Here is a 22,909-nt window from a genome sequence, read left to right as displayed (position 1 = left end):
TCTCTATCATCAGGCCGCAGGTTTTAATCTTTCATCTTAGAGACATCAGGTTCGGTTAACGGCGGTTGATGGCATTCTTGAAATACCCGAAAAGCACAGCGCTGACAGATCGTATGATCTAAAATCGTCGTGGTGATCTGCTGAATCGCCTCACGCTTCGAGTCAAAGAAATACGCACTACCAATATGCTCATCAAAATGACCTTTATGAATAAACGTACTCACCTTACGCTTAAGACCTGCAAAATATAAACCACCCCCACTCGCTTTCAAACGGGCTGATTCTTGTTCAAGCATTTCTGCACCCGTTAAGTCAATAAAATTAATTCCTGCTCCAATCACTAAAATTCGCTTATAACCCTGTTGCTTAGTCATATAATGCAGGCGATTTTGGATATGATTGGCTGAACCAAAATACACAGACATATCAATACGCACCACTTTTAATTGCGGGCATTCTGGTAGTCTATTATCGCCGTATTTATTCACCAAAATACTTTTCCCCGTAGCTGGTTCGGTGGTAGGAACTAAGCTGACTACATCAGGAATCGAAGTACGTGCCAAAAATAAAATTAGTGAAAGTAACACACCTAAGTAAATTGCGAACTCTAACTCTAAAAATAAAGTCGCAAAAAAGGTTGTGAGTAAAATACTGGTTTCAGCACGGCTGGTTGTAAAAATCTTCTTAATATGGCCAAAATCCACTAGATTCCAAGCCACCAACATAATCACCCCAGCCATCGCTGGAATCGGCAAATAAGCGGTTAGTGGAGCAACTAATAAAATAATGACTGCCAATAATACAGCAGCAAAAATTGCTGATAAGGGTGTTTGCGCCCCTGAAGTATAATTCAAGCCTGAGCGAGTGAATGAACCTGAGCCAGCATAACTCGAGAAGAAGCTACCAACTATATTCGATAAACCTTGACCAAAAAACTCTTGATTACCGTCAATCCGTTGGTGTGATTTGGAAGCGATCGCTCGACTAATCGAGACGGCTTCAATCAAACCTAATAAAGCCACTGCAAATGCCTGAGGTGCTAACATTTTAATGGTTGCTAAAGAAAAATCTGGCATTGACAAAGGTGGTAAATGAGCAGGAATTTCAGCGACTAATTTAATACCGACTGCTTCACCGCCTAATAAATAGGCCAGCACACTACCCGCGACTAAAGCTAATAATAAATTGGGGAGGCGCTTCACCCAAAGCTTAAATACTAGTGCAACACTTAAGGTAAAGATCGCCACGATAAACACATAAGTATTCATCTGTGGTAGCTGATGAAAAATATCTATCCAAGTTAATAAAAACGATTCACCACGCGGTATTTCAACACCAAATACTTGATTCATTTGGCTGGTAGCAATCAATATCGCCGCTCCTGCGGTAAAACCAATTACCACTGTATGCGAAACAAAATTCACCAAAACCCCTAAGCGTGCTAAGGCAAAGGCTAACTGATAGACCCCCGCTAAAAAGGTTAAGGTGAGAGTATATTGGATAAAACTTGCACTTCCCGGCTCTGCATGACCACTAATGGCAGAAAATACTACAATCGAAATCGCAGTGGTCGGTCCCGAAATTAAATGCCAAGAAGAGCCAAACAACGCAGCAATGATCGGGGTGACCATCGCGGTATACAAACCGTACTCTGGCGGCAAACCTGCAATCGTTGCAAAAGCCACACCTTGCGGCAGTACAATGACCGCACCGGTTAGACCTGCAATGAAATCGGCTTTTAAAGTCTCACGATTGACCCGAGGCAACCAGAGAAGGAAAGGAAACAGAAATTGAGTCAGGAGTTGCATTTTTATTAATATCACAGAGCATTTGAGAATGCTGCGTTAGTCTACGCTTATTTGCTTAAACTTAAAGTGAACTTATCTACCCCTAAAGAGCTAGGTTAGGCTAGACCCTTCACTCACTTAAAATAATAACGAATCAAACTGCAAACAAGCGCTTACCCATCAGCGCCAAAGCCATATCAAACACGTCATCCCATAAGCGCTCTGGGTGACGTGACACATCAGTACCGACACCTTTGCTATGCTGATCAAGCACGGCTAAACGCTTAAATAAACTCGGCCAATTAGCACGCTCCATGCGTTTAACCGCTGCTTGAAAAGGCCCTTGACGATTTTTTGGCAAGCGCATGATGAGTGCTTGATTCGAGCGCTGATGGCGTTGATTTTCACCCGCTTCATACAGCTGCCGCAGTAAATCACCCAAAGCCCAAACTAATAAAGGTAAAGCCGTGTCCTCATCTTTAAGTACCTGCAGAATATGCTGTAAGCGCTTAAGGTCCTGAGCCAAAATAGCATCCGCTAAATCAAACACAGTAAAACGTGAACTATCTGAAATAGCGGCGGCCATTTGCTCAAGACTGAGTACTTCATTTGGATAGAGCAGTTTTAGTTTATTAATTTCCTGCACGGCTGCCAGCAAATTACCTTCCACATGCTCCGCTAAATACCGCACGGCTGCCTCAGTGGGTTTTAAATCAGCTTCGCGCATCCGTTTAGCCAGCCAAGCCAAAGCCTGCGGAGGCGACAAATTCCAGACTTGCACTAACACCCCATGCTGCTCAATCGCCTTGACCCAAGCCGCTGCTCGACAGGCTTTATCTAAACGCCCCGCTTGAATTAAGAGCAGCTTATCCGTGGGTGGATGTGCTAAATACTGTTGCAGGGCTTTGCTGCCCGCTGCACCAATCTTGCAAGAATGGAGGCGCATATCGAGGAGTTTTTGTTGGGAAAATAAAGATAAAGCCTCACTGGCGGCCAACAGCAGACTCCAATCAAACTGCGGATCGACATTAAGAAGGTCGCGCTCACTAAAACCTTGCTGCTTAGCTGTTGCACGCACGGCATCGGCGACTTCCATGACTTGTAGTGGTTCGTCGCCACTAATTAAATACACAGGTTTTAGACCTAAGCCTAGCTGCTCCTTGATTTGTTCAGCGCGAACCTGCATGTGAATAACCTTCATAGAGGATTTAAACAAGCTACATGGTATCATGCAGCGCTTATTTTTAGTCAGATCCAGCTATAATGGGCCAACAAATTCACAGCAGTTATCAAGCACCGTGGTGGCTAAAATCGCCCCATTTACAAACTATTTTGCCTACTCTGCTACGCAAGCGCCCGTCATTAGCTTGGGTATGGGAACGTCTTGAATTAAACGATGGCGATTTTATTGATCTGGCATGGTATCCACGCCCACAAGCGCCCTTAGTGTTGATGATGCATGGTTTGGAAGGTTCATTGAACTCACACTATGCCGCGACCTTAGTGCAAGCACTCCACACCGCAGGCTTTGCAGTTGTCTTCATGCTGTTACGCGGACGTGGGCGTGAGCCGAATCGTTTAGCTAAGAGCTATCATTCAGGGGCAAGCGCTGATCTTGCGGAAGTCCTCGCCCAGCTACAAGCACGCGGCCAATTGCCCGCAGCGGCGGTAGGTATTTCTTTGAGTGCAAATCTCTTACTGAAATATTTAGGTGAAACCGCCGCCACCTCTCCCTTAAAAGCGGCCGTGGCAATTTCTGCACCTTTTCAGTTAGCCGTTTGTGCTAAAAAGCTAGAACGTGGATTTGCACGCATTTATGGCCAATACTTGCTCAAGCAACTGAAAGCCTCCTACCGTAAAAAATTTAAACAGCTCGCAGCGCCTACCCCAGTTGACCTGAGCGCGATTCAAACTATTTACGAATTTGATGATCAAATCACCGCACCCTTTAATCACTTTGTGAATGCGACTGACTATTATCAACGCTCGAGTAGTGCACAGTTTTTGGGGAAAATTCAAACCCCAACTTTAATTCTGCATGCCCTTGATGACCCGTTTATGCGCCCAAGTATTGTGCCTAGTCCTGAGCAACTTAGCCCTAGCGTGAGTTTAGAACTCACTAAACATGGCGGGCATGTTGGCTTTATGACAGGTCGTGTACCGTGGAAACTTGGCTATTGGCTCGATGAGCGTGTACCCGCTTGGCTCAAAGCACAAATCTTGGATTCAACCCGATGAACAACCGCCCCGTATTGGCTACTGTGATCGGTGGAGGCCCCGCAGGTTTGATGGCCGCTGAGCAACTGACTCAAGCGGGTTATCTGGTCGATCTCTATGATGCGATGCCCTCTGTCGGGCGTAAATTTTTACTCGCTGGGATTGGTGGCTTAAATATCACCCATGCCGAACCTTTTTCTGAGTTTAGTCACCGCTATGCCGAACGCACTACCCAGCTACAAGCTTATCTCGAGGCCTTCAATCCAAGCGCTTTACGTGCATGGTGTGCAAACCTAGGGATTGAAACTTTTGTCGGTAGCTCGGGGCGGGTCTTTCCTAAGGAAATGAAAGCCGCACCCCTATTACGCGCTTGGCTAAGTCGCTTAAAAACCCAAGGTTTAACGATTTATCCTCGCCATCGTTGTTTAGGTTTAAATGCGGCTAATGAATGGTGTTTGCAAACCCCCAGTGGGATGCTGCATAAAAAATATGCCGTCAGTGTCTTAGCCTTAGGGGGGGCTAGCTGGAAAAAACTCGGCAGTGATGGGGCTTGGGTTGAATGGTTACAAGCGCGTGAAATCCCAATGGCCCCTTTACGTCCTGCAAATAATGGTTTTCTCTGTGCTTGGAGCGAGTATCTTAAGCAGCTAGCGGGTTCACCCGTGAAAGCAGTCAGCTTGAGCTTCACGGATCACCACGGCATCACTACGACTCGTCAAGGTGAATTTATTCTGACCGAAGGTGGTGTAGAAGGCAGCTTAATCTATGCTTTTGCAGCCAAGCTACGCGATAGTTTAGCTCAGCAAGGTTCTGCACACTTTTATTTAGATCTCTGCCCCCATCAAAGCCCAGCGCAATTAGCCGCTTTGCTCGCCAAACGTCCTGCTAAGAAAAGTTTAGGTAAGTTTCTAAAAAACCAATTCAAGTTCGATGCAGTCAAAACCGCTTTAGTCTTTGAAAATTTTGATAAAAGCCAAGCATCAAACCCCGCTTATTGGGGGCAACACCTGAAAAAATTACCGATCACCGTTATCGGTATGACACCCTTGGATGAAGCAATTAGTACCGCCGGAGGGATTGGCTTTGAAGCCCTCACTCAAGATTTAATGCTTAAACAATTGCCGGGGGTGTTTTGTGCGGGCGAAATGTTGGATTGGGAAGCACCCACTGGCGGCTATCTTCTGACGGCTTGCTTGGCAACTGGCAAACAAGCGGGTGAAGGAGCCCTGCGCTATTTACAAGCAGCTGGGATCACTCAAATATAACATTATGATCCGCTAAGCGTTCCACATCTTCATTTTGATGTGTCACCAACAAGACTGTTTTATGGGCTGCCTTAGCCGTTGCTCGCACCCACTGAGCCGCAATTTCACGGGTATAGGCATCCAACTCAGCGAAGGGTTCATCGAGTAAAATAATCGGCTCAGGGCGCAAAATAGTCCGTAATAAAGCCACACGCTGACGCTGCCCACCGGATAATTCCTGCGGCATTTTGCGTAAATAGGCGGTGATTTCTAAAGCCTCGGCAGCCTGCTGCAGCGCAGTTTGCTGGGTGGCCTCTGAGGCAAATTTCAGGCCGAGTTTTAAGTTTTGTGCAACGCTTAAATGCTCGAATAAATTATGCTCTTGAAACAACATGCTGACTGGGCGTTGTTCAATCGGCAGGCTAAGTAGCGATTGCCCTTGCCATTGAATATCGCCCGCAGCGACCGGCTCAAAACCTGCAATCGCCGCTAACAAAGCAGACTTCCCTGCCCCACTGCGACCTTGAATCGTCATAATAGCCGCCGACTCCGCTTGCAAATCATAGCGCCGCTGCCAAGAGCCACGGCGCAAGACTAAGTTCTGGATCACTAACATCGGTTATTTTTCAGCCCAAGCGGTCTTATAGAAATTGCCATTGTGAAAATAATACAGATAGTTATCGATCAAAATACTGCGATCATTATCATCCCAAAACCAACCCTGTGCAGAGCTTACAGAAAAACCACCTAAATGCTTAAGCTTACGCTGAGCATGCGTCACCTCAAAACGATGCAGGCCATTTTTGGCCATGCCTGTGTTTGGATCATGCACGTTCACCGGTAAAGCCACGCGGGTTAAGGTATTGTTATTAATAGCTAAGGACGTAATCGCATGATGATTCCGATTGGCCGGGCTATCTGAACCTGCCCCCCCTAACTGCACCTGATCAATTTCTTGCGGGCGACTAGGGTTGCTAATATCAAACAGCGACAGCTTCCAGCCTTGCTGTACGCCACCTGCTTGAGCATCAGCGGCTTTACCCACACCGAGCAACAAGGTTGAGGTGACTGGATGTAAGTAGTCCGAAAACCCCGGAATAACTAACTCGCCCGTGACTTTTGGGTCAAGTGGATTGCGCAAATCCACCACATACAATGGATCCGTATTGCGGAAGGTTACAAAATAAGCGTAGTCATTGAATAAACGTGCACCGTATAAACGTTCACCCGGCTTGCCTAAGGGTTGTGGATATTTGGCGTTGGGTAAGCGGGCAACGGTCACGAGTTGTTGGTAGGTGGGATGCTCCGCTAACACAGATAAAATCACGGGCGAGCGAGTAATCGGATCAGGGTGTTTGGTCGTTTGCGCACCATTATAAGTCACCACCCGTAAATTACCGCGCTGGTCTTCATCAAATTGGAAACTGCTTAATTCATTCCAATTTAAGCTTCCAAAGAAAGCACCTGAACCACGATAACTCAAGCCTTGACCGCTCAGCGCAAATTTATGCACAATATTACCCTGCATACTGCTAATAGGTGGCTTAGCCGCTGCATCATAGGGAGAAACTAAATAGGCAGCTTGGTTCGACATATAAAAATCACCTACTGAACCTAAATAAGCTAAGGCTTGAGGGGCTTGCAGTGGACGATCTAAATCTAGCGTGATCATTGAAGCTAAATTATAAATAGCCTCAGGCTTTTGACTCGGAGCATACAAAGTACTCCCTTTAAATAAAGACTGTGGCTCTTTATTAGTGCTTGTACGATAACTAGGTAAGGAGTCCGTTAGTTTCCAAGCCTCGATTTCAGCACTGAGCTTTTGCTTCTCAAGCTCTTTTTGTGCCTCAGTTAACGGCAGCTTAGATTCAATACTTTTATAGGAGCTTGGAAATTGACTGGCATGATGATTCAAAAATAAATAAAGGCGATTATTAACTCGCCTCGTTTGAAAGAAACCACCTGTAATCTCTAATTGCTGGATCAATTGTGGTTTAGCCGCATTCGCAACATCAAAAATTAATACATAGACTAGTCCTGAGCCAGACTCATATCGAAGCGCTCGCCGCCCATGATACCTAGGCTGCATAGCACTTGCTAAAACGATCAATTGTTTCTTATTGGGTACTAAATAGAAACCTTGTAACTGAGTGTTTTTGGGCACACCGACTGTAGCAATCTGCTTCAGCATAGAACCTGATACTGCTTGCGTATCAAAAATCCTAACCCCACCACCTTGCTGATTAGCGCCATACAGATAGCGCCCATCCGTTTTGACTTTATCCGCTTCATCCACGCCCTGTTCTTGTAAATTCGTTCCTGACACTTGACCTGCTGAACTGGGTGCAGCCCTTGCTGCCCTGGGGCGAGCACGCACCACACCACGTGGATTAGCTTGAGTCTGGGCATTAGGTTGATAGGGCCGATAATCAGTAATCGTAATCTGAGACTTAAGCTGCTCTTTGAGTTGCTTTTCAAGCTGCTCAATAGATATAGGCTTGAGAAAACCCGCTTTATCATTCAAGTCTTGAGCGAATAAAGCGGTTGGTATGAATAAAATACAAAAAATAATACGCCAAAATCCTTGCATCGCTTTAACCTATTTTTAACCGAGTTGTTAACCTATCAGAGTAGACGCTAGTGGCAAATAAGAGTTCAACCTAATTAATGATTTTTTATTCGTTCTAACCAAACCACTAATCCACCACAAATCAATAAAAATAGCAAGGATAAAACTGAAGCCTCAGGGATTCGATAACTACTCGCATAGGTATAAATTAACCAAGGTAAACTACTCCACTCATCCTTTGCAAAAATAGAAAAGATGGCAACATCACCCATTGCTAACAAAAGAGTCAAGACCAAAGCAGCTTGTAAATCACGCTTTAACCACGGTAATAAGACTTGCCAATAAGTACACGAGTTGAGCTTTAATTGTTGAGTTAAACGTTGATACTGATCATCGAATTGAAATAAGCGTGGCTTTAATTGCTGGAGAGCAAAGGGTACTAAAATCAATGTATTAATCAATACGATAAAAAACCACCCCCAACGCTCTAGCCGCCCTTGGGTTAATAGCCAAACATATAAGCCCACAGAAACCACCATAGCCGGTAAGATCAAACTATGGTTAGCGAGCGTCTCTAACAGCCATTGTTGTTTATCTTGACCTGCTAAGCGTGCCAGCCGAATCGGCGTTAATATCATTAAGGCCAACAAAACTGCTAAACCAGCGGCAACCACCCCCAAGGTTAAGCTAGTCAGAACGGGCTTAAGTATAGCTAGCTCAGCCAAACGCTCGACTTGAATCTGCCATAAATTAGGCAACAATGCCAAGAGTGGAGCTAATAAAACCAGCCAAGCTAAGCCATAAATCCATTGATGAATTAGCCGAGAATAAGCGGTAAGACGGGGCAGAAACTGAGTGCGTGCTGTATCAGCAGATAGCCATGCGCTCGCACTAAAGCGCGTCATCAACAAAAACAAGCTGCCTGTAATCAATAGTTGCAGCCAAGCTAAGCTCAAGGCTTCTGGGATATTAAAATCATATTTAAGGGCTTGATAGATAGCGACTTCTAGCGTGGTGGCTTGTGGTCCACCGCCTAAGGATAGAACCACTGCGAAACTATTAAAACAGAGCACAAACACAAAAGCCCACACAGTCAGCAAACGTCCCCGCAATTGCGGCCACTCTAATAAAGCCCAATGTTGCCAAGTTTTGAGTTTTAACTGCCGTGCCAACTGCCAAGAACTGGCTGGAATTGACTGCAATTGTAAGTAAAAAGCTCGAATCGCAAAGGGCATATTTAAAAATAAATGGGCAAGTAAGATACCTTGCAAGCCATATAAATTCCAAGACTCTCCCAGATAAGGGGTGAGCCAGCCAGCCTGCCCTAATAAAGCCACTAAGCCAGTAATAAGAATCAGGGTCGGCAAAACAAAACAGAGTAAGCAAAAGGCTAAGAACAGCTGCTTACCGACCAGTTTAGGCAAATAATACAGCGCCCTTGCCACCGGCAAAGCCAGCACGACTGCGCCTGTCGCACTCAAGGCCGCTTGCTTCAAGGAAAAAAGCAAGAGGCTATGAATATAAGGATCGGTAAATACCGCCACTGATAAGCCATCCTCTCCGACACGACTGAGGCCATAAAAAGCCCAAGTCGTGATGAGTAATAAGCTAATCAGTGCTAAATAGCCAATTACTTGGCTGCTGCGCTGCGCCACTCTTTAATCCAATCCGCACGTTTTTCGGCAATTTCGTTGGGCGCAAAACCAATCCGTTGGGGTTGAATTAATTGACTAAAAATGGGGGGTAGTTCGACACCCTCAATCACAGGTAACATCCAATTAGTCACCGGAATCAGGGCTTGAGCCTCAGGAGTGATCAGAAAGCTTAAAAATTGCTTGCCTAACTCAGGCTGAGTGCTGGTTTTAAGCAAAGCGGCTAATTCAATTTGTGCCACATGCCCTTCACTAAACGCAGCGGCTTGATACTGATCTTTTTTATCTGAAATCACATGATAAGCAGGCGAGGTGTTATAGCTGAGCACATAATCAGCGCCACCCTCTAAAAACATACTGTAAGCTTCCCACCAACCTTTAGTCACCGTGACGGTATGTTTAGCCAACTGCTGCCAAGCCTCTGCAGCTTGGTCACCATAAACGGATTTCACCCACAGCATTAAACCCTGCCCCGGCGTGCTAGTACGTGGGTCTTGATAGATGATTTTAGCGTCAGATTCGACCAGTTCTTTTAAGGAGCTAGCCGGCTTAGCCAGCTTGTTACGGTCATAGATAAAAGCAAAATAGCCGTAGTCATAAGGTAAAAAGCTTTTGTCCTCCCACTGTAAATGGCTGGAGAGTTTATCTACCGCTTGACCATGTTCAGCGATTAACTGCGTTGCCCGCGCTTCTTCCATCAAGCCATCATCAATCCCCAAAATCAGATCAGCTTTCGTTTTATCCGCTTCAATTTTCAACCGATTGAGAATACTGACCCCATCTTCCACAGCGACAAACTTGAGATCACAGTGACAGTTTTTTTCAAAGGCTGCTTCCAGCTTAGGGCCTGAACCCCATTCAGCCACAAAAGAATCATAGGTATAGACGGTGAGCACAGGTTTATCTGCTGCATGAACAGGGTTAACCGCCAGAAAAACAGAGAGGGATAAAAAAAGTGAGAGTTTCATGTTGAGTACCTTCAGTGATTAACCAAGGAACACAACGGCACAGGGGGTATGGTAGAAGGCAAGTTCTCTTCCCTACGCCGGTATGAGCCGGATCAGGTTCTACGGGTTTGCTGGATAGCATCTCAGTCCAGAAGGACACCCCGAGAGCGCGGAAAGAGTGTAGCAATATGTAGGTATAAGAGCAATGTAGCCCATTGTATTGAATGGGCTACAAGATAGTTAGATTATGCTTAGTGAGACATTTTGAAATTAGCCGCTTTTGGTGGTAATAAACCTGCGGAAACTGTACCCACCAACTCACAAGAGGTACTTAAAATACTTGCCATCGCAGCCTGCCGAGCTGCAAGATCATTAAAATCGGAGACCAATGCCGAACCTGCCGGATCACTCACAGAGAATAATGCTGCTGAAATATAAGGATTTGCTGGATCATTTAGCGTCGTAACCACATTTTTACCTGTCAAAAACCTTGACAAAGCCGACTCTCCACCCGGCAAACGAGCTTCTATATGTACGAACTTTGTATCGGTTTCACCCGTGTGGCAGGCATTGCAAGTATTCAAAGAAAACTTTTGTCTCATTGAAGGATCTAATGCAGAACTAGGATAATCCCAATGTGTAATACTTACTGGCGAAGCAGCCCCTCTGAAAGGAACTCCTAGATAAGCTAATGGAACTGTACCCTCGTCAGGGCTACCCGGTACAGACCACGCACTGTTTACAAAGTTGGCAAGAAAACTGGTATTATCAAAACTGACATCTGGGGTATTTTTAACAGTGTCTGGCAACAAACTGCCATCAAAACTAACCACACCATCGGCCTTGTTTAACAAGACAAATTCTCTTAACTCCCACAAAGGATCTAAAGCATTTTCATTAGTGCGCAGTTGAGATAGAAGACTTTGATTAGGCTCTTGTGCTGGATTAGAACCAAAATTAGTAAAAGCGGTTGTTATCAGCTCCAACTTTTCATTATATTCTGGAGAGCCTAGTGCATACCCATCTAATGCTTTCCACTGTGTTTGCCATTCCTGCACTGAAGGACAATCAGTTGTCGGTGTGTTATATTCAAAAATCACATTAAATGGCATAGCTTCACAACCCTGCTCTTTATCATAACCACCTAATTTATCAGTATTACCTAATAACGCAAAAGTAAAGCGTGCTTCACCGCGCTTTTCATCTCCACCATAACCACCATTTCCACCTAAATCGGGTCGATTAGTAATAGCTAAAAGCCTAGCTGGGAAATAATTGATGTCAAAGTCCTGCCCACTACCCGCAAGCGAGGCCTGATTCCAAAAATTGATGAATAGCTCCATATTAGGCCTAGCAGGAACATCAAAGGTATTTAGATTGTAAGTGTGCAACCAATTTTTTAGCCAAATTAAAGCATAATCCTCTGGAGTAAAACTAGTTCCTTTCGCTAATTCCTTTATAAGATAAGCAAATGTCCATGTACCACCCGGATTACCCTTACCTGTACATACATCAAAAGTTCTTTTGGGATCATCGACCACATCAGGATGAGTAATCATTAACGAACTACTAGGATCAATAGAAGCGGGACTGATAGAGCTAAATGCACTTAGGCTTACACCTAAAACACTCACTATAGTATCCATCTGAAATCGGGGCGAACTTCTAGAAGAGGCGTACTTTTAGTATCAATACCCAATTTAGCCACCAATTCAGCGTTTGATATTTTCCCTAAACTACCTTGCATCGCCTTTAGATTATTTGCAACTTTTAGAAGTCGCTCGTCCCTTAGTGTATTCTCTAAGCTACTAATCTGCTCCTTATCACTAATAACACTACGATTTTTGAATAGTGGAAATGATAATACTGCTTTTAATGAATCAGCTGCTGACTGACTGCCAGCTACTTGATCTGCTAAGACTTGGCCAAGGTTCAATGATACAAGTGCAGAATAGATACCATCCCCTGCTCTCATATCACCATTTTGTCCATCATCCTGAAATACAGTTGCCTTACCATTAATAGGAAGCTGAGGATTTTCTTTTACTTTGGAGTTTAAGCGCAGCTCAAGACGTGAAATATCACCTTTATGTAACCAAGCTGTTAGACTTTGAATATTTGTTGAATCAACGTCAGCATTAACCGAATAGCTAGATAACATACAAGCAGACAATGCAGTTAGACAAAACAATTTCCTGCCTTTCATAGCAAACTCCTCCCTCGATTGATTAATAGATCAGCAATCACGCTACTCTAAATAGAATAATTTTTGTACAAAATTTATTTTATAGTATTGATAAAGAAATAAACTAATTATAAAAATCAATTACTTACTTAGAAAAATGTAAATAATTCACAAAAATTTTTATAAAGTAGATTATGGAGTTCAGAATTGAATTTAAAGACGGGGAGAAAATAGAGTTATTTAATTAAAAAAAATCCTCCTCTACTCATAGCAGAGGAGGATAAAAATAGTTTATTGCTGTTGAGTACCTGACATTTGCTTTAAGTAAGCGACCAAAACCTTGATTTCAGTTTCATTCAATTGCTTACCAAAGACAGGCATTTGGCGTTGAATACCATTTGTGATGACGTTTTTCACTAAGGCTAAGCGCTCAGCTGGAGTCTCTTCTGCAGTGGTATCCGCAACCGTCCAGATTTGATCGGTTAAATTAGCCGAACCTTGTGAATACAAACCTTTGCCTTCTGTAGTATGACATTGATAGCAACCACCTGCATAACCGTTAAAAATCTTCTGACCTTTAGCAGCTGCTTCAGCATTGTGCTCAATCCCTGACATACTCAGGACATAGTTAGCAACCTCATCCACTTGTGTCGCATCTAAAGTGGTATTATAAGCCGGCATATAACCATTACGACCATTCACGATGGTTTGATGGATTTGCTCTACATCGCCACCCCATAACCAATCATCATCGACGAGAGTCGGGAATAAGCCCGCCACACCTTGACCACCCGCCTGATGGCAAGCAGCACATTTATCGCCGAAAATACCATTACCATACGAACGCACGAAGGCACTCATATCAGGGTCTTGGGCAATCTGCTCATAGGACGCAGCGGATACTTTTTCCAGATACGCTTTTTGCTTCAGCGCTTGCTCACCGGTTTGCATATCCTTAGCTAATAAAGCACGCATATTCCAGTGAGTGGTTTTCTCTTCGCCGGCATCCGTTTTGTAGGTAATCGTACCTAAGCCCTTTAAATACGAGCCACCAATCGGCCAAGACGGATAAATCGTCCAATAAACGATTGCAAATATAATGGTTCCATAGAAAGTCCATAGCCACCAACGTGGTAATGGATTGTTAAACTCTTGTAAGGTTTCATCCCACACATGCCCGGTGGTTTCCGCCCCAGTTAGTGGGTCTTTTACAGGATTTGCCATAATTTATTTCTCACCTTGCTTTGGTGATACCTCTTGTGGTTTATACTCATCATCATCCAAAAATGGCACATAGCGATACGATTCTAAGCGCTCGCTACGTGCTTTGTTTGAATAGACATAGAGCACAATACCCACAAATGTGGTGAAGAAAATCACTAAGGCCACCATTTTGCTATTACCTAGATCGGTAATCCACATCCAAAACTCTGCTAGCACTGTTATTCTCCTAACCAATCAGTCAGTATCAACACAATCTCTATGGACCAGATCAACGGAACTGGATGAAGTAGTCTTCGTCAAACTTGCTGAAGTCAACCATTGTCCCCAATACTTGGAGATAGGCAACTAAAGCATCCATTTCGCTGATCGAAGAAGGATCGCCGTCATAGTTACCTGCTTTGGCTTGAGCCAGCAAACTATCCTCAGCACGGTTAATATCTAAAGTATTAGCCACTTGTTCACCAAAGCGCTCGAGAGTACCTGGGTGTTTTTGGCCTTTATCATCAGTCCAACCGGCATACTCGTCTTTAGTCAGTGTATAGGGTACACCGACTTTCTTCAGTGCGATCATCCGATCAGCGACATCCGAATAATCCAAGTTCGTTGTCATCAGCCAAGGGTAATTAGGCATGATCGACTCAGGCACGACCGAACGGGGTGCCATCAAATGCTGGGTATGCCATGCATTTGAATACTTAGCACCGACACGGGCTAAATCTGGACCAGTACGCTTCGACCCCCATTGGAACGGGTGATCGTATTTTGATTCCGCTGCCAATGAATAATGACCATAACGCAGATCCTCATCACGGAAAGGACGAATCATTTGTGAGTGGCAAGTATAACAACCCTCACGAATATAAATGTCCCTACCGCGCAACTCCAAGGGTGAATAAGGACGAACCATTTCTAACCCAGTTTGCGGATCTTTTACGTCTTCAATCGTACTATCAATATAATGCAAAGGTACGATTTCAACCAAACCACCAATCCCAATCGCAATCAAAGTCAAAACGATCAATAGGCCCGAATTGGTCTCAATACTTTCGTGTTTTAACATCCTTCCCTCTCCTTAGGCCTGAGCTGCAGCAATGACGGGGGTTTTCTCTTCTTGCTTAGCACGGGCAATCGTCATATAGACGTTATACGCCATCACAAACATACCTGACAGGAAGAACATACCGCCAATGGCACGTGCCACCAGAGGACCATGCATAAAGACCACTGTTTCAACGAAGGTATAGGCTAAATTGCCGTACTCATCAAAGGCACGCAACATTAAGCCTTGACCAATCCCAGATACCCACAAAGCGGTGATATAGAGAATGACGCCGATTGTCGCTAAGAAGAAATGTGTATAAATCAACTTAGTGCTGTAAATGGTTGTATTCCAAATACGTGGAATCATGTGATAGAACGAACCGATGGATACCATCGCTACCCAACCTAAGGCACCTGAGTGCACGTGACCCACTGTCCAGTCGGTGTAATGTGATAAGGCATTCACACTCTTTAAGGACATCATCGGCCCTTCAAAAGTAGACATACCATAGAAAGACAAGGACGTGATCAGGAACATCATGATCGGGTCAGTGCGTAGTTTGTCCCAAGCCCCAGATAAAGTCATGATACCGTTGATCATCCCACCCCAAGATGGCATCAACAGTAGAATCGAAAACACGGCTGCTAACGAGGAAGTCCAATCAGGAATCGCTGTCCAGTGTAAGTGGTGAGTACCTACCCACATATACATAAAGCTTAATGCCCAAAAGTGCACAATTGATAAGCGATAAGAATAAACCGGACGCCCTGCTTGCTTAGGAACGAAATAATACATCATGCCCAAGAAAGCTGCCGTCAAGAAGAAGCCGACAGCATTGTGGCCATACCACCATTGAGTCATCGCATCTTGAACGCCTGAGAACAAGCTATACGATTTAGCACCCAACAAACTAACCGGCATGGTCAGATTATTGAAAATATGCAGTAAAGCTGTTGCCAAAATAAAGGACATGAAGAACCAGTTTGCAACATAAATATGGGGCTGGTTACGACGCACTAAAGTTACTGTATAGATCAGGAAATAAACAACCCAAACAACCGCAATAGCAATATCCACATACCATTCTGGCTCAGCATACTCACGGCCTTGACTAATTCCGAAGGTATAACCGATCCCTGCCACAATTAAGGCTAAGTTCCAGCCCCAGAAGGTAAAGTTCGGCCAAAAGGTTCCGCCTGCTAATCGAACCTGACAGGTACGTTGTACAATGTAATAGGACGTTGCAAACAAAGCATTACCACCGAAGCCGAAGATAACACCACTTGTATGCACCGGCCGCAACCGTCCGAAGGTGATCTGAGCGATATCGAAGTTCAAAAATGGCCAAGCCAATTCTGACGCAATATACACCCCGGTTGTCATACCGGCGATACCCCAGACAATAGCGGCAATCGCAAATTTCTTCACGATTTCATAGTTATATTGCTCCGAAGAGACTACTGCACTATGAGCCATCACTTGCCCTCAACACTAAATTTAAAAAAACCAAAACCCACAAAACTGTTACTAAGCGCATAAGAATATACCATGCACCTATTTTAAGAAAATCGTAATATGCCACTGGGAGTGTGTGCCAGAATGCACTTTTCAGAAACCTCTCAACATGATGTTTATCAAAAAAGCATAACTAGCCAGAGCACAAGTGCATTTATTGTGGCGACAAAGACAGCCGCTGACCCCATATCCTTAGCTCGACCTGCTAACTCATGACGCTCAGACCCCATCCGATCAACCACTGCCTCAATTGCTGAGTTTAGTAACTCTACCATTAAGAGTAAGAGGATACTCCCAATCAGCAAAGCCGTTTCTAAACGATTCTCTCCAAGCCACAAAGCCAGCGGAATTGCGATGAGCAAAACCCAAATTTCTTGGCGGAATGCCTCTTCATGCTGATAGGCAGCATAAAACCCTTGCCATGAATACTGCCCAGCTTTGATAATTCGCTTAATTCCGGTGTTGCCACTGGAGGCCATTCCCTGCAATCCCTAGGTTAATTTGCGATATTGTGCCTCTTTTTGTTGGTTGCAGCAATTCAAATGCGCAGTAAATTGGTGCAATGCAAGCAGAGCCAGACTTAGCCTATATCACCTGTACTTAACTGCCCTTGTAGGAACTTGTATGTCTAGCATTAAAGGTAAAGGTCATTGTCTCACTTGCCCGATTCGCCATTTAAGTATTTTTGGAGAGTTACCCGTTGAACGCTTAGAGCAAATTCAACACTTTCAACCTGCGGTCATACAGTATCAAACCGGTGAAACCATTTATCATCAAGGGGCGCAAGCTCAATCAGCTTATACCTTACGCAAAGGTATGGTGAAGCTCACTAAAAGCTTAGCTAATGGGCGAACACAAATTATTCGTGTATTAGGGGCTGGCGAACTATTTGGTTTTGATGGCTTTGCCGATGAAACTTACAGTCACAGTGCCACCCCCTTATCGACCATTGAAATTTGCCGCTTACCGTTTGCCGACTTAGCCAGCTTGAAAAAACAATATATTGAAATTGATAGCGCCATGACTCAACGCTGGCTGCACTATCTACGTGCAGCAGAAAATCAAATGCTTGCTTTAGGCGTCATGAAAGCCCCGGAACGCTTAGCTTCGTTTTTAATCAATTGGTATAATAGCGGCCTAGTCACTCAAGAGGGTGTTGCCCTGCCCTTAGCCCGTGGTGAAATCGGTGAATTGTTGGGCTTAACCCTTGAAACAGTCAGTCGTTTTATGTCTGAATGGAAACGTCAAGGTTATCTCAGTGAAACCAAAGGCTATCTTAAATTACTCGACCACTCTGCACTCTTGAAAGCCGCCTGCTCCGAATAAGGATTGGATTAAGCGATGGCTAAACTCAGCAAAACCGCCCGGATTTATGCCGTCGTACAACAGATTCCTGTAAGTTGTGTCGCGACCTATGGCGATATTGCTAAGCTAGCGGGTTTGCCACGCCATGCGCGCCTCGTCGGCTATGCCTTGCATGCACTCCCCGCAAACAGTGAGCTACCGTGGTATCGAGTGGTCAATAGTCAAGGGCAATTAAGTCTCGGTAAACTGTCCCCAGCAGGGGCTGCTGAACAATACGAACGCCTCACCAGCGAAGGAGTCACCTTTACCTCACAAGGGCGGGTGCCATTAAAACATTATCGTTGGCAACCTCATCCACTCGCTTGGGAAGCTTTTATTCTTAACTTATAGCTAAGAAATGCTTAAATTTAACGAGGTTCTTTCAAAATAGAGTTAAGTTTAGACTGGCGTTACTAATTATTTTGAGGATCTGAACATGCCAATGCCGATCTTATTTGTCTCGCATGGATCTCCTGATATTGCCCTACAAACCCAAGCACCGACTTTGGCTTGTTGGCAACAATTAGGTGAATACTTAGAGCGCCCTAAAGCTATTTTAGTAGTCTCAGCTCATTGGGAAACCTCAACGCCCACCTTCAGCACTACACCCCAACCAAAGACTATTTATGATTTTGGCGGTTTTCCAGCGCCTTTATATCGTTTGAGCTACCCAGCAGCGGGCGCACCTGAATTAGCCAGTCAACTACAAACCGCCTTCACACAAGCGAACCTACCCCTAAAAACCGATACACAACGAGGGCTAGATCATGGTGCTTGGATACCGCTGCTATCTTTATTCCCAGCAGCAGATATTCCGGTCGCACAATTATCTATTCAAACCCAAGCAGGGCCTGCATGGCATCTAAAATTGGGGCAAGCGCTGCAAAGCTTACGCACAGCGGGGGTTTTGATTCTTGCTTCGGGTGCAGTCACCCATAATTTTGCTTGGTTATCACCTACCGCTGAGCCTTGGCCAGCGGCGCTCGAATTCAGCAATTGGTTAGCCGACAAACTACAAGCCCGCGCTCAGGAGGAGCTCATCACCTATCGCACCACTGCCCCTTATGGCTCTGCCGCCCACCCGACAGAAGAGCATATTCTGCCTTTGTTTGTCGCCTTCGGTGCTAGTATCCGCACAGACCGGCTCAAACGTTTTACACCAGAGGTGACTTATAGCGCCTTAGTCATGGATGCTTATCTATGGGAAACCGAATGATTAATATTTATTATCCAAATCATTTTATTTGCTTGTTTTATTAAGAGCTGAGTATAATTTTACTTAATAGAAGCATCGTTTCTTGAGCCAAGCTCATTAGCTTAATCAATAACCATAACAAGAGTCGAGAGATGAAAAAATCCACACTAAAGCAGCAAGAACAACAACAAGCTCAACAAATCCAGAATGAAGCCCTCGTGCGCCTCATGTTGCTAGCACGTTATCAAGATAAAAAGCTGTCCCTCAATGAGCAGGATGCTTTTCATCGTAACTTACATAAACTAGCTTGGCATTCAGTGACCGATGTTAACATGTTTACTATGCGTGAAATCGCGGCGGTGCGTAAAGTCTTAGAAACGCCCGACCGGACTGAAGCCTTTATTAATCAACAATGCAGTTTCTTGAAAACAGAAGCCGCTAAAAATGAATGCTTAAGCATCCTCCGGCAAATCGCGGCAGCGGATAAAACCGACCCGCGTGAACATCAATTCCTGCAGCAAGTGGAGGCTGCCTTAGGGATGGTGAGCGCTTAATTCAGTCAATAGACATCAGAGGTGCTCATTCAGCACCTCACAGCCTCTTAAGCTTGGCAGCTTTTAGCCTAGCACCTCGTATTACCTCAGATTGCATCCCTAGGCTATTCGGCTTAAGGTGTAGGCTTTCAATTAGCTAGTTTTTTTATGCCACGCTATTTTGCCCTGCTTTGTTGCCTTGCTATACCCAACGCGCTTGCTGAAACTACCGATTATACGGGCGACTTACCCGATGAAGATATTGCAAGTTTAGAAGCTCCCGCTTTAACCGCACGCAGCCTTGATTACTCGTTTAGCCAATCAAAATGGGTCTTGGCACAAAAAGTATATAAAGATCATCGGCTCGCCTTTTATAGCGGCTGTCAATTTCGAGCACAGCAAAAACTACTAGCCCCCGACTGGAAAAGCTGCGGTTATCAAGCCCGTAAAAACCCTGAGCGTGCCAAGCGGATTGAGTGGGAGCATGTAGTACCCGCTTGGGTATTTGGCCACCAACTCAAATGCTGGCAACAAGGTGGGCGAGCACATTGCCGTGACACTAACGCTCAATTTCGGCAAATGGAAGCTGATATGCACAATCTCGTGCCTGCCATTGGTGAGCTGAATGGTGATCGTAGTAATCTACCCTATGGCATGGTGAAGGGTGAGCCACGAGCTTATGGGGCCAAGGTAAATATGGAAATTGACTTCAAAACCCGCACTGCCGAACCCCCTGATCAAGTCTATGGTGATATAGCTCGAATTAACTTCTATATGCGGGAACGCTATCACCTCAGTTTAAGCAGTCAACAACTACAACTATTTACTGCTTGGAATAATCTCGATCCTGTTGATGCTTGGGAACAACAACGGAATGAATTAATTCGCCAAGCCCAAGGCAATGACAATCCTTATGTGACCCATTATCAGCGCCTAGATACTAAAAATCTTGAACCCGTGCAACGCGACTGGGTGGATGAATTATACCTGATTATTTTTAATCAACGTGCCAATCTTCCCTATTTCGTGTTTGCTTTCGCAACCCTAGGGTATTTAGTTTATTTACAATACCGTCGCTCACGAGTGAAGAAGCAAAAGACTGCAACGAGCACTGCAACCACCACGCCAACTCAGCGCAAAAAACCCCGTAGTACATCTAAAACTGACAAGCCCCAATAACCAAACTACGCCTCAACCCTTTGAAAACTGATTTGATGCCTATACCAAGCCTAGTCCTCTCCAACACCGAAGCACGCCAACTGACTCTAAGCAGTCAGCGCTTAAATACACCTCATGCCCCTGCAGAAGCACTCACCCTGACTCAACAAGTGATTGAGCATTTGGGCTATATTCAAATTGATACGATTTCGGTGATTGAGCGCGCTCATCATCATACGCTTTGGACCCGCCATCCTAATTATCAAGCTCAGCATCTTGAGCAATTACTTGAACAAAAACAGATTTTCGAATACTGGTCACATGCAGCTGCTTATCTACCGATGCGTGATTATCGTTTCAGTCTTTGGCGAAAACAGGCGTTTATCAAGGGTCAGCTGGAACATTGGTATCAACGTGATACCAAACTTATTTCTGAAGTACTCGCCCGCATTCGTGCCGAAGGACCTTTAATGGCTAAAGACTTTGATCGTGACCAGCCAACTGCTGAATGGCAAAGTAAACCCAGTAAACGCGCCTTAGAATATTTATTCATGCAAGGCGATTTAATGATTCCCTACCGTCGGCAGTTTCATAAGGTTTATGATCTCACTGAACGGGTTTTACCGAGTACGATTGACACTCGCCCACCCACTGAAGAGGAGTATTTAAACTACTTGATCCTCAATTATTTAAGAGCGCAAGGTCTAGCGCAAGAACGGGATTTTGGGCATTTAATCAAAGGCATCAAACCCGCCATTAAGCAGGCTATTCGACGTTTATTAAGTGAAGGGCAGTTAATCGAAGTTCAGTTTAATCAACAAACTTGGCTCAGTACGCCCGACAAGCTCCAGCAACTTAATCAACCGCTGCACAACCACCTCAAGATACTCTCCCCCTTCGATAATTTAGTGATTCAACGAGAACGCCTGCGTCGGCTCTTTAATTTCGACTATCAAATCGAGTGCTATTTGCCTGCCGCTAAGCGCCATTATGGTTATTTTAGTTTGCCGATTCTCTGGAATGGCGAATTAGTCGCACGAATAGATTGTAAAGCCGAACGCAAGACCCAAACTTTAACCATTAATAAACTTTGGCTTGAGCTGGGCTTGACAGCAATAGCGGACTTTGAGGCACAGCTGACGACGGCTTTACTGGATTTTGCCCAATTTAACCATTGTCAGCAGCTGAGCTTTAATCATGCTAACAACCTGCCTATATAGGCTTAACCGGCCAGCTTGGCAACAAATTCACCCTGAAACCGCCCAGTGATTTGCCCTTGATATTCTAAGACACAAAGCACAGGTAGCTTTGCCTTACCGCGCTGCTTGAGTAGCTCTACCGCTTGCCCCCATTGCTCTGGGACTGCTAAACGGGCAATTGCTTTAAAATCCCCAGCAATCGGCTGCTCATAATCCAGAGTACTGCGCCTAATCACCAAATGATTGGCAATACCTTCAAGCTCTAACCGCGTATACAATAAGCACCAAGCTGCTAGGGTCGCCAACGTCACCACACTACCGCCGAAAGCCGTCTGGTGTGGATTGATATTCGGCGCAAGCGGTGCTTGCAAAATCAATTGATCCGGCTCAACGCTCAGCACTGTAACCTGCATAGCCTGAGTGAGCGGAATATGCCGATGTAAATAAAGCTCTAGTTCTTGAGTTTGCATAAGAAAGATTAACGCCGCCGCTCACTACGCCCAAATAATAACATTAGCAAGAAACCAACTACACCGCCCCCGACATGGGCAAAATGTGCGACATTGCTACCAAAGATAGAAAAGCCTGTTACCCCAGATAATAAATCGAGCAAAATAATTGCGGGAACAAAATATTTAGCTGCCACCGGTACGGGGATAAAGATAAAGGCTAATTGAGCATTCGGGAAACAAAAGGCATAGGCAACTAAGACCCCATAAATAGCTCCCGAAGCCCCCACGGTTGGGCTGATATAAAAAATCTCTGTACACGACAAAACATTTAACCCATTGATTTAGTGAGTTGACTACCTATAAAGATGAAAGTCCATCGCCCCTATGTTTTACTCTCTAGTTACCACACAGGAGAGCGAAATGGATCTGAGCGATGGACTGAGAGACAGTTTAAAAGCCTATTTAGGTTGGGGCAAGCCCCGTCTGGATTGTTTTGTATCAATGCTGCTGGCGCTGCTGAATGCGCGTCAAATGAATCTGAGCTTGTTGGCCGTGCATATAGACAGCGATACAGAAATTGCCTCTCGCTATCGACGGATGCAACGTTTTTTTAGCCAAGTGTTCTTTGACTACAATGATATTGCCC

Annotated in this window: 23 protein-coding genes, 1 pseudogene and 1 riboswitch; of the genes and pseudogenes, 9 read left to right on the top strand and 15 right to left on the bottom strand. The window is 44.8% G+C overall.

What is annotated here, in order from left to right:
• Positions 1-23 precede the first annotated feature (23 nt).
• Positions 24-1,808: a sulfate permease gene (sulP, locus tag B5D50_RS10490; protein WP_078922568.1), complete on the bottom strand. Its 1,785-nt coding sequence runs from the start codon at positions 1,806-1,808 to the stop codon at positions 24-26.
• Positions 1,809-1,941: 133 nt separating this feature from the next.
• Positions 1,942-2,973 (bottom strand): DNA polymerase III subunit delta, encoded by a 1,032-nt coding sequence (gene holA, locus B5D50_RS10485; RefSeq protein WP_078922567.1) that lies wholly within the window; start codon positions 2,971-2,973, stop codon positions 1,942-1,944.
• A 77-nt stretch (positions 2,974-3,050) separates the two neighbouring features.
• Here holA and B5D50_RS10480 point away from each other — a divergent pair, with 77 nt between their 5' ends.
• Together B5D50_RS10480 and B5D50_RS10475 are read left to right on the top strand one after the other, a co-directional pair.
• The gene (locus tag B5D50_RS10480; RefSeq protein ID WP_078922566.1) at positions 3,051-4,025 is read left to right on the top strand and encodes a hydrolase; all 975 of its coding nucleotides are present in this window, start codon (positions 3,051-3,053) and stop codon (positions 4,023-4,025) included.
• On the top strand, positions 4,022-5,269 hold the full coding sequence (locus B5D50_RS10475) for a TIGR03862 family flavoprotein (protein WP_078922565.1): 1,248 nt from the start codon (positions 4,022-4,024) through the stop codon (positions 5,267-5,269). Before B5D50_RS10480 ends, B5D50_RS10475 begins: the two co-directional genes overlap by 4 nt.
• Here the strand turns inward: B5D50_RS10475 and B5D50_RS10470 are convergent.
• From B5D50_RS10470 to B5D50_RS10420, 11 genes are all read right to left on the bottom strand, one after another.
• Positions 5,256-5,864 carry an ATP-binding cassette domain-containing protein gene (locus B5D50_RS10470; protein ID WP_078922564.1) on the bottom strand — a complete coding sequence of 203 codons (609 nt, stop codon included), beginning with the start codon at positions 5,862-5,864 and terminating at the stop codon, positions 5,256-5,258. The genes B5D50_RS10475 and B5D50_RS10470 overlap by 14 nt on opposite strands.
• Before the next feature lie 3 nt (positions 5,865-5,867).
• The gene (locus B5D50_RS10465) at positions 5,868-7,838 is read right to left on the bottom strand and encodes a beta-propeller domain-containing protein (RefSeq protein ID WP_078922563.1); all 1,971 of its coding nucleotides are present in this window, start codon (positions 7,836-7,838) and stop codon (positions 5,868-5,870) included.
• A 74-nt stretch (positions 7,839-7,912) separates the two neighbouring features.
• Positions 7,913-9,472, bottom strand: a complete 1,560-nt coding sequence (locus tag B5D50_RS10460) for an ABC transporter permease subunit (protein ID WP_078922562.1) — start codon at positions 9,470-9,472, stop codon at positions 7,913-7,915.
• Positions 9,448-10,437 carry a thiamine ABC transporter substrate binding subunit gene (gene thiB / locus B5D50_RS10455; RefSeq protein WP_078922561.1) on the bottom strand — a complete coding sequence of 330 codons (990 nt, stop codon included), beginning with the start codon at positions 10,435-10,437 and terminating at the stop codon, positions 9,448-9,450. The genes B5D50_RS10460 and thiB overlap by 25 nt, the downstream gene beginning before the upstream one ends.
• A 52-nt stretch (positions 10,438-10,489) precedes the next feature.
• Positions 10,490-10,590: riboswitch (TPP riboswitch) on the bottom strand.
• Positions 10,591-10,667: 77 nt separating this feature from the next.
• Positions 10,668-12,050: a hypothetical protein gene (locus B5D50_RS10450; RefSeq protein WP_078922560.1), complete on the bottom strand. Its 1,383-nt coding sequence runs from the start codon at positions 12,048-12,050 to the stop codon at positions 10,668-10,670.
• Entirely contained in the window at positions 12,050-12,622 is a 573-nt protein-coding gene (locus tag B5D50_RS10445) for a choice-of-anchor X domain-containing protein (RefSeq protein ID WP_078922559.1), read from the bottom strand. The genes B5D50_RS10450 and B5D50_RS10445 overlap by 1 nt, the downstream gene beginning before the upstream one ends.
• A gap of 270 nt (positions 12,623-12,892) precedes the next feature.
• A complete protein-coding gene (ccoP, locus tag B5D50_RS10440) occupies positions 12,893-13,825 on the bottom strand; it encodes a cytochrome-c oxidase, cbb3-type subunit III (protein WP_078922558.1) in 933 nt (310 codons plus the stop codon).
• A gap of 3 nt (positions 13,826-13,828) precedes the next feature.
• Positions 13,829-14,041 carry a cbb3-type cytochrome oxidase subunit 3 gene (locus B5D50_RS10435; RefSeq protein WP_200807080.1) on the bottom strand — a complete coding sequence of 71 codons (213 nt, stop codon included), beginning with the start codon at positions 14,039-14,041 and terminating at the stop codon, positions 13,829-13,831.
• A 52-nt stretch (positions 14,042-14,093) separates the two neighbouring features.
• Positions 14,094-14,885 carry a cytochrome-c oxidase, cbb3-type subunit II gene (gene ccoO, locus B5D50_RS10430; protein WP_078922557.1) on the bottom strand — a complete coding sequence of 264 codons (792 nt, stop codon included), beginning with the start codon at positions 14,883-14,885 and terminating at the stop codon, positions 14,094-14,096.
• Between the two features lie 12 nt (positions 14,886-14,897).
• Positions 14,898-16,343: a cytochrome-c oxidase, cbb3-type subunit I gene (ccoN, locus tag B5D50_RS10425; protein ID WP_078922556.1), complete on the bottom strand. Its 1,446-nt coding sequence runs from the start codon at positions 16,341-16,343 to the stop codon at positions 14,898-14,900.
• Between the two features lie 158 nt (positions 16,344-16,501).
• Positions 16,502-16,861 carry a diacylglycerol kinase gene (locus B5D50_RS10420; protein WP_078922555.1) on the bottom strand — a complete coding sequence of 120 codons (360 nt, stop codon included), beginning with the start codon at positions 16,859-16,861 and terminating at the stop codon, positions 16,502-16,504.
• 145 nt (positions 16,862-17,006) lie between these two features.
• Here B5D50_RS10420 and B5D50_RS10415 point away from each other — a divergent pair, with 145 nt between their 5' ends.
• The 6 genes from B5D50_RS10415 to B5D50_RS10390 all read left to right on the top strand — a co-directional run bounded on the left by B5D50_RS10415 (position 17,007) and on the right by B5D50_RS10390 (position 21,832).
• On the top strand, positions 17,007-17,708 hold the full coding sequence (locus B5D50_RS10415; RefSeq protein WP_078922554.1) for a Crp/Fnr family transcriptional regulator: 702 nt from the start codon (positions 17,007-17,009) through the stop codon (positions 17,706-17,708).
• 15 nt (positions 17,709-17,723) lie between these two features.
• Positions 17,724-18,077: an MGMT family protein gene (locus tag B5D50_RS10410; protein ID WP_078922553.1), complete on the top strand. Its 354-nt coding sequence runs from the start codon at positions 17,724-17,726 to the stop codon at positions 18,075-18,077.
• Between the two features lie 85 nt (positions 18,078-18,162).
• The gene (locus B5D50_RS10405; protein ID WP_078922552.1) at positions 18,163-18,942 is read left to right on the top strand and encodes a DODA-type extradiol aromatic ring-opening family dioxygenase; all 780 of its coding nucleotides are present in this window, start codon (positions 18,163-18,165) and stop codon (positions 18,940-18,942) included.
• 131 nt (positions 18,943-19,073) lie between these two features.
• Complete coding sequence (locus tag B5D50_RS10400; RefSeq protein WP_078922551.1) at positions 19,074-19,475, top strand: TerB family tellurite resistance protein; 402 nt, start codon at positions 19,074-19,076, stop codon at positions 19,473-19,475.
• A gap of 147 nt (positions 19,476-19,622) precedes the next feature.
• A complete protein-coding gene (locus tag B5D50_RS10395; protein WP_078922550.1) occupies positions 19,623-20,633 on the top strand; it encodes an endonuclease in 1,011 nt (336 codons plus the stop codon).
• A 35-nt stretch (positions 20,634-20,668) separates the two neighbouring features.
• Complete coding sequence (locus B5D50_RS10390) at positions 20,669-21,832, top strand: winged helix-turn-helix domain-containing protein (RefSeq protein ID WP_078922549.1); 1,164 nt, start codon at positions 20,669-20,671, stop codon at positions 21,830-21,832.
• A 2-nt stretch (positions 21,833-21,834) separates the two neighbouring features.
• Here the strand turns inward: B5D50_RS10390 and B5D50_RS10385 are convergent, their stop codons facing one another.
• Both B5D50_RS10385 and B5D50_RS10380 read right to left on the bottom strand, forming a co-directional pair.
• Positions 21,835-22,281, bottom strand: a complete 447-nt coding sequence (locus B5D50_RS10385; RefSeq protein WP_078922548.1) for a YiiD C-terminal domain-containing protein — start codon at positions 22,279-22,281, stop codon at positions 21,835-21,837.
• A gap of 8 nt (positions 22,282-22,289) precedes the next feature.
• A complete protein-coding gene (locus B5D50_RS10380; RefSeq protein WP_234975854.1) occupies positions 22,290-22,586 on the bottom strand; it encodes a rhomboid family intramembrane serine protease in 297 nt (98 codons plus the stop codon).
• Between the two features lie 97 nt (positions 22,587-22,683).
• On the opposite strand from B5D50_RS10380, the pseudogene B5D50_RS10375 reads away from it, so the two are divergent.
• Positions 22,684-22,909: pseudogene (locus B5D50_RS10375) on the top strand (hypothetical protein); the annotation flags it as partial.

Source organism: Thiothrix eikelboomii (assembly GCF_900167255.1).
Lineage (GTDB): Bacteria > Pseudomonadota > Gammaproteobacteria > Thiotrichales > Thiotrichaceae > Thiolinea > Thiolinea eikelboomii.
The sequence above is the reverse complement of the archived record's forward strand: the minus strand, read 5'-3'. Positions and strand labels throughout refer to the sequence as shown.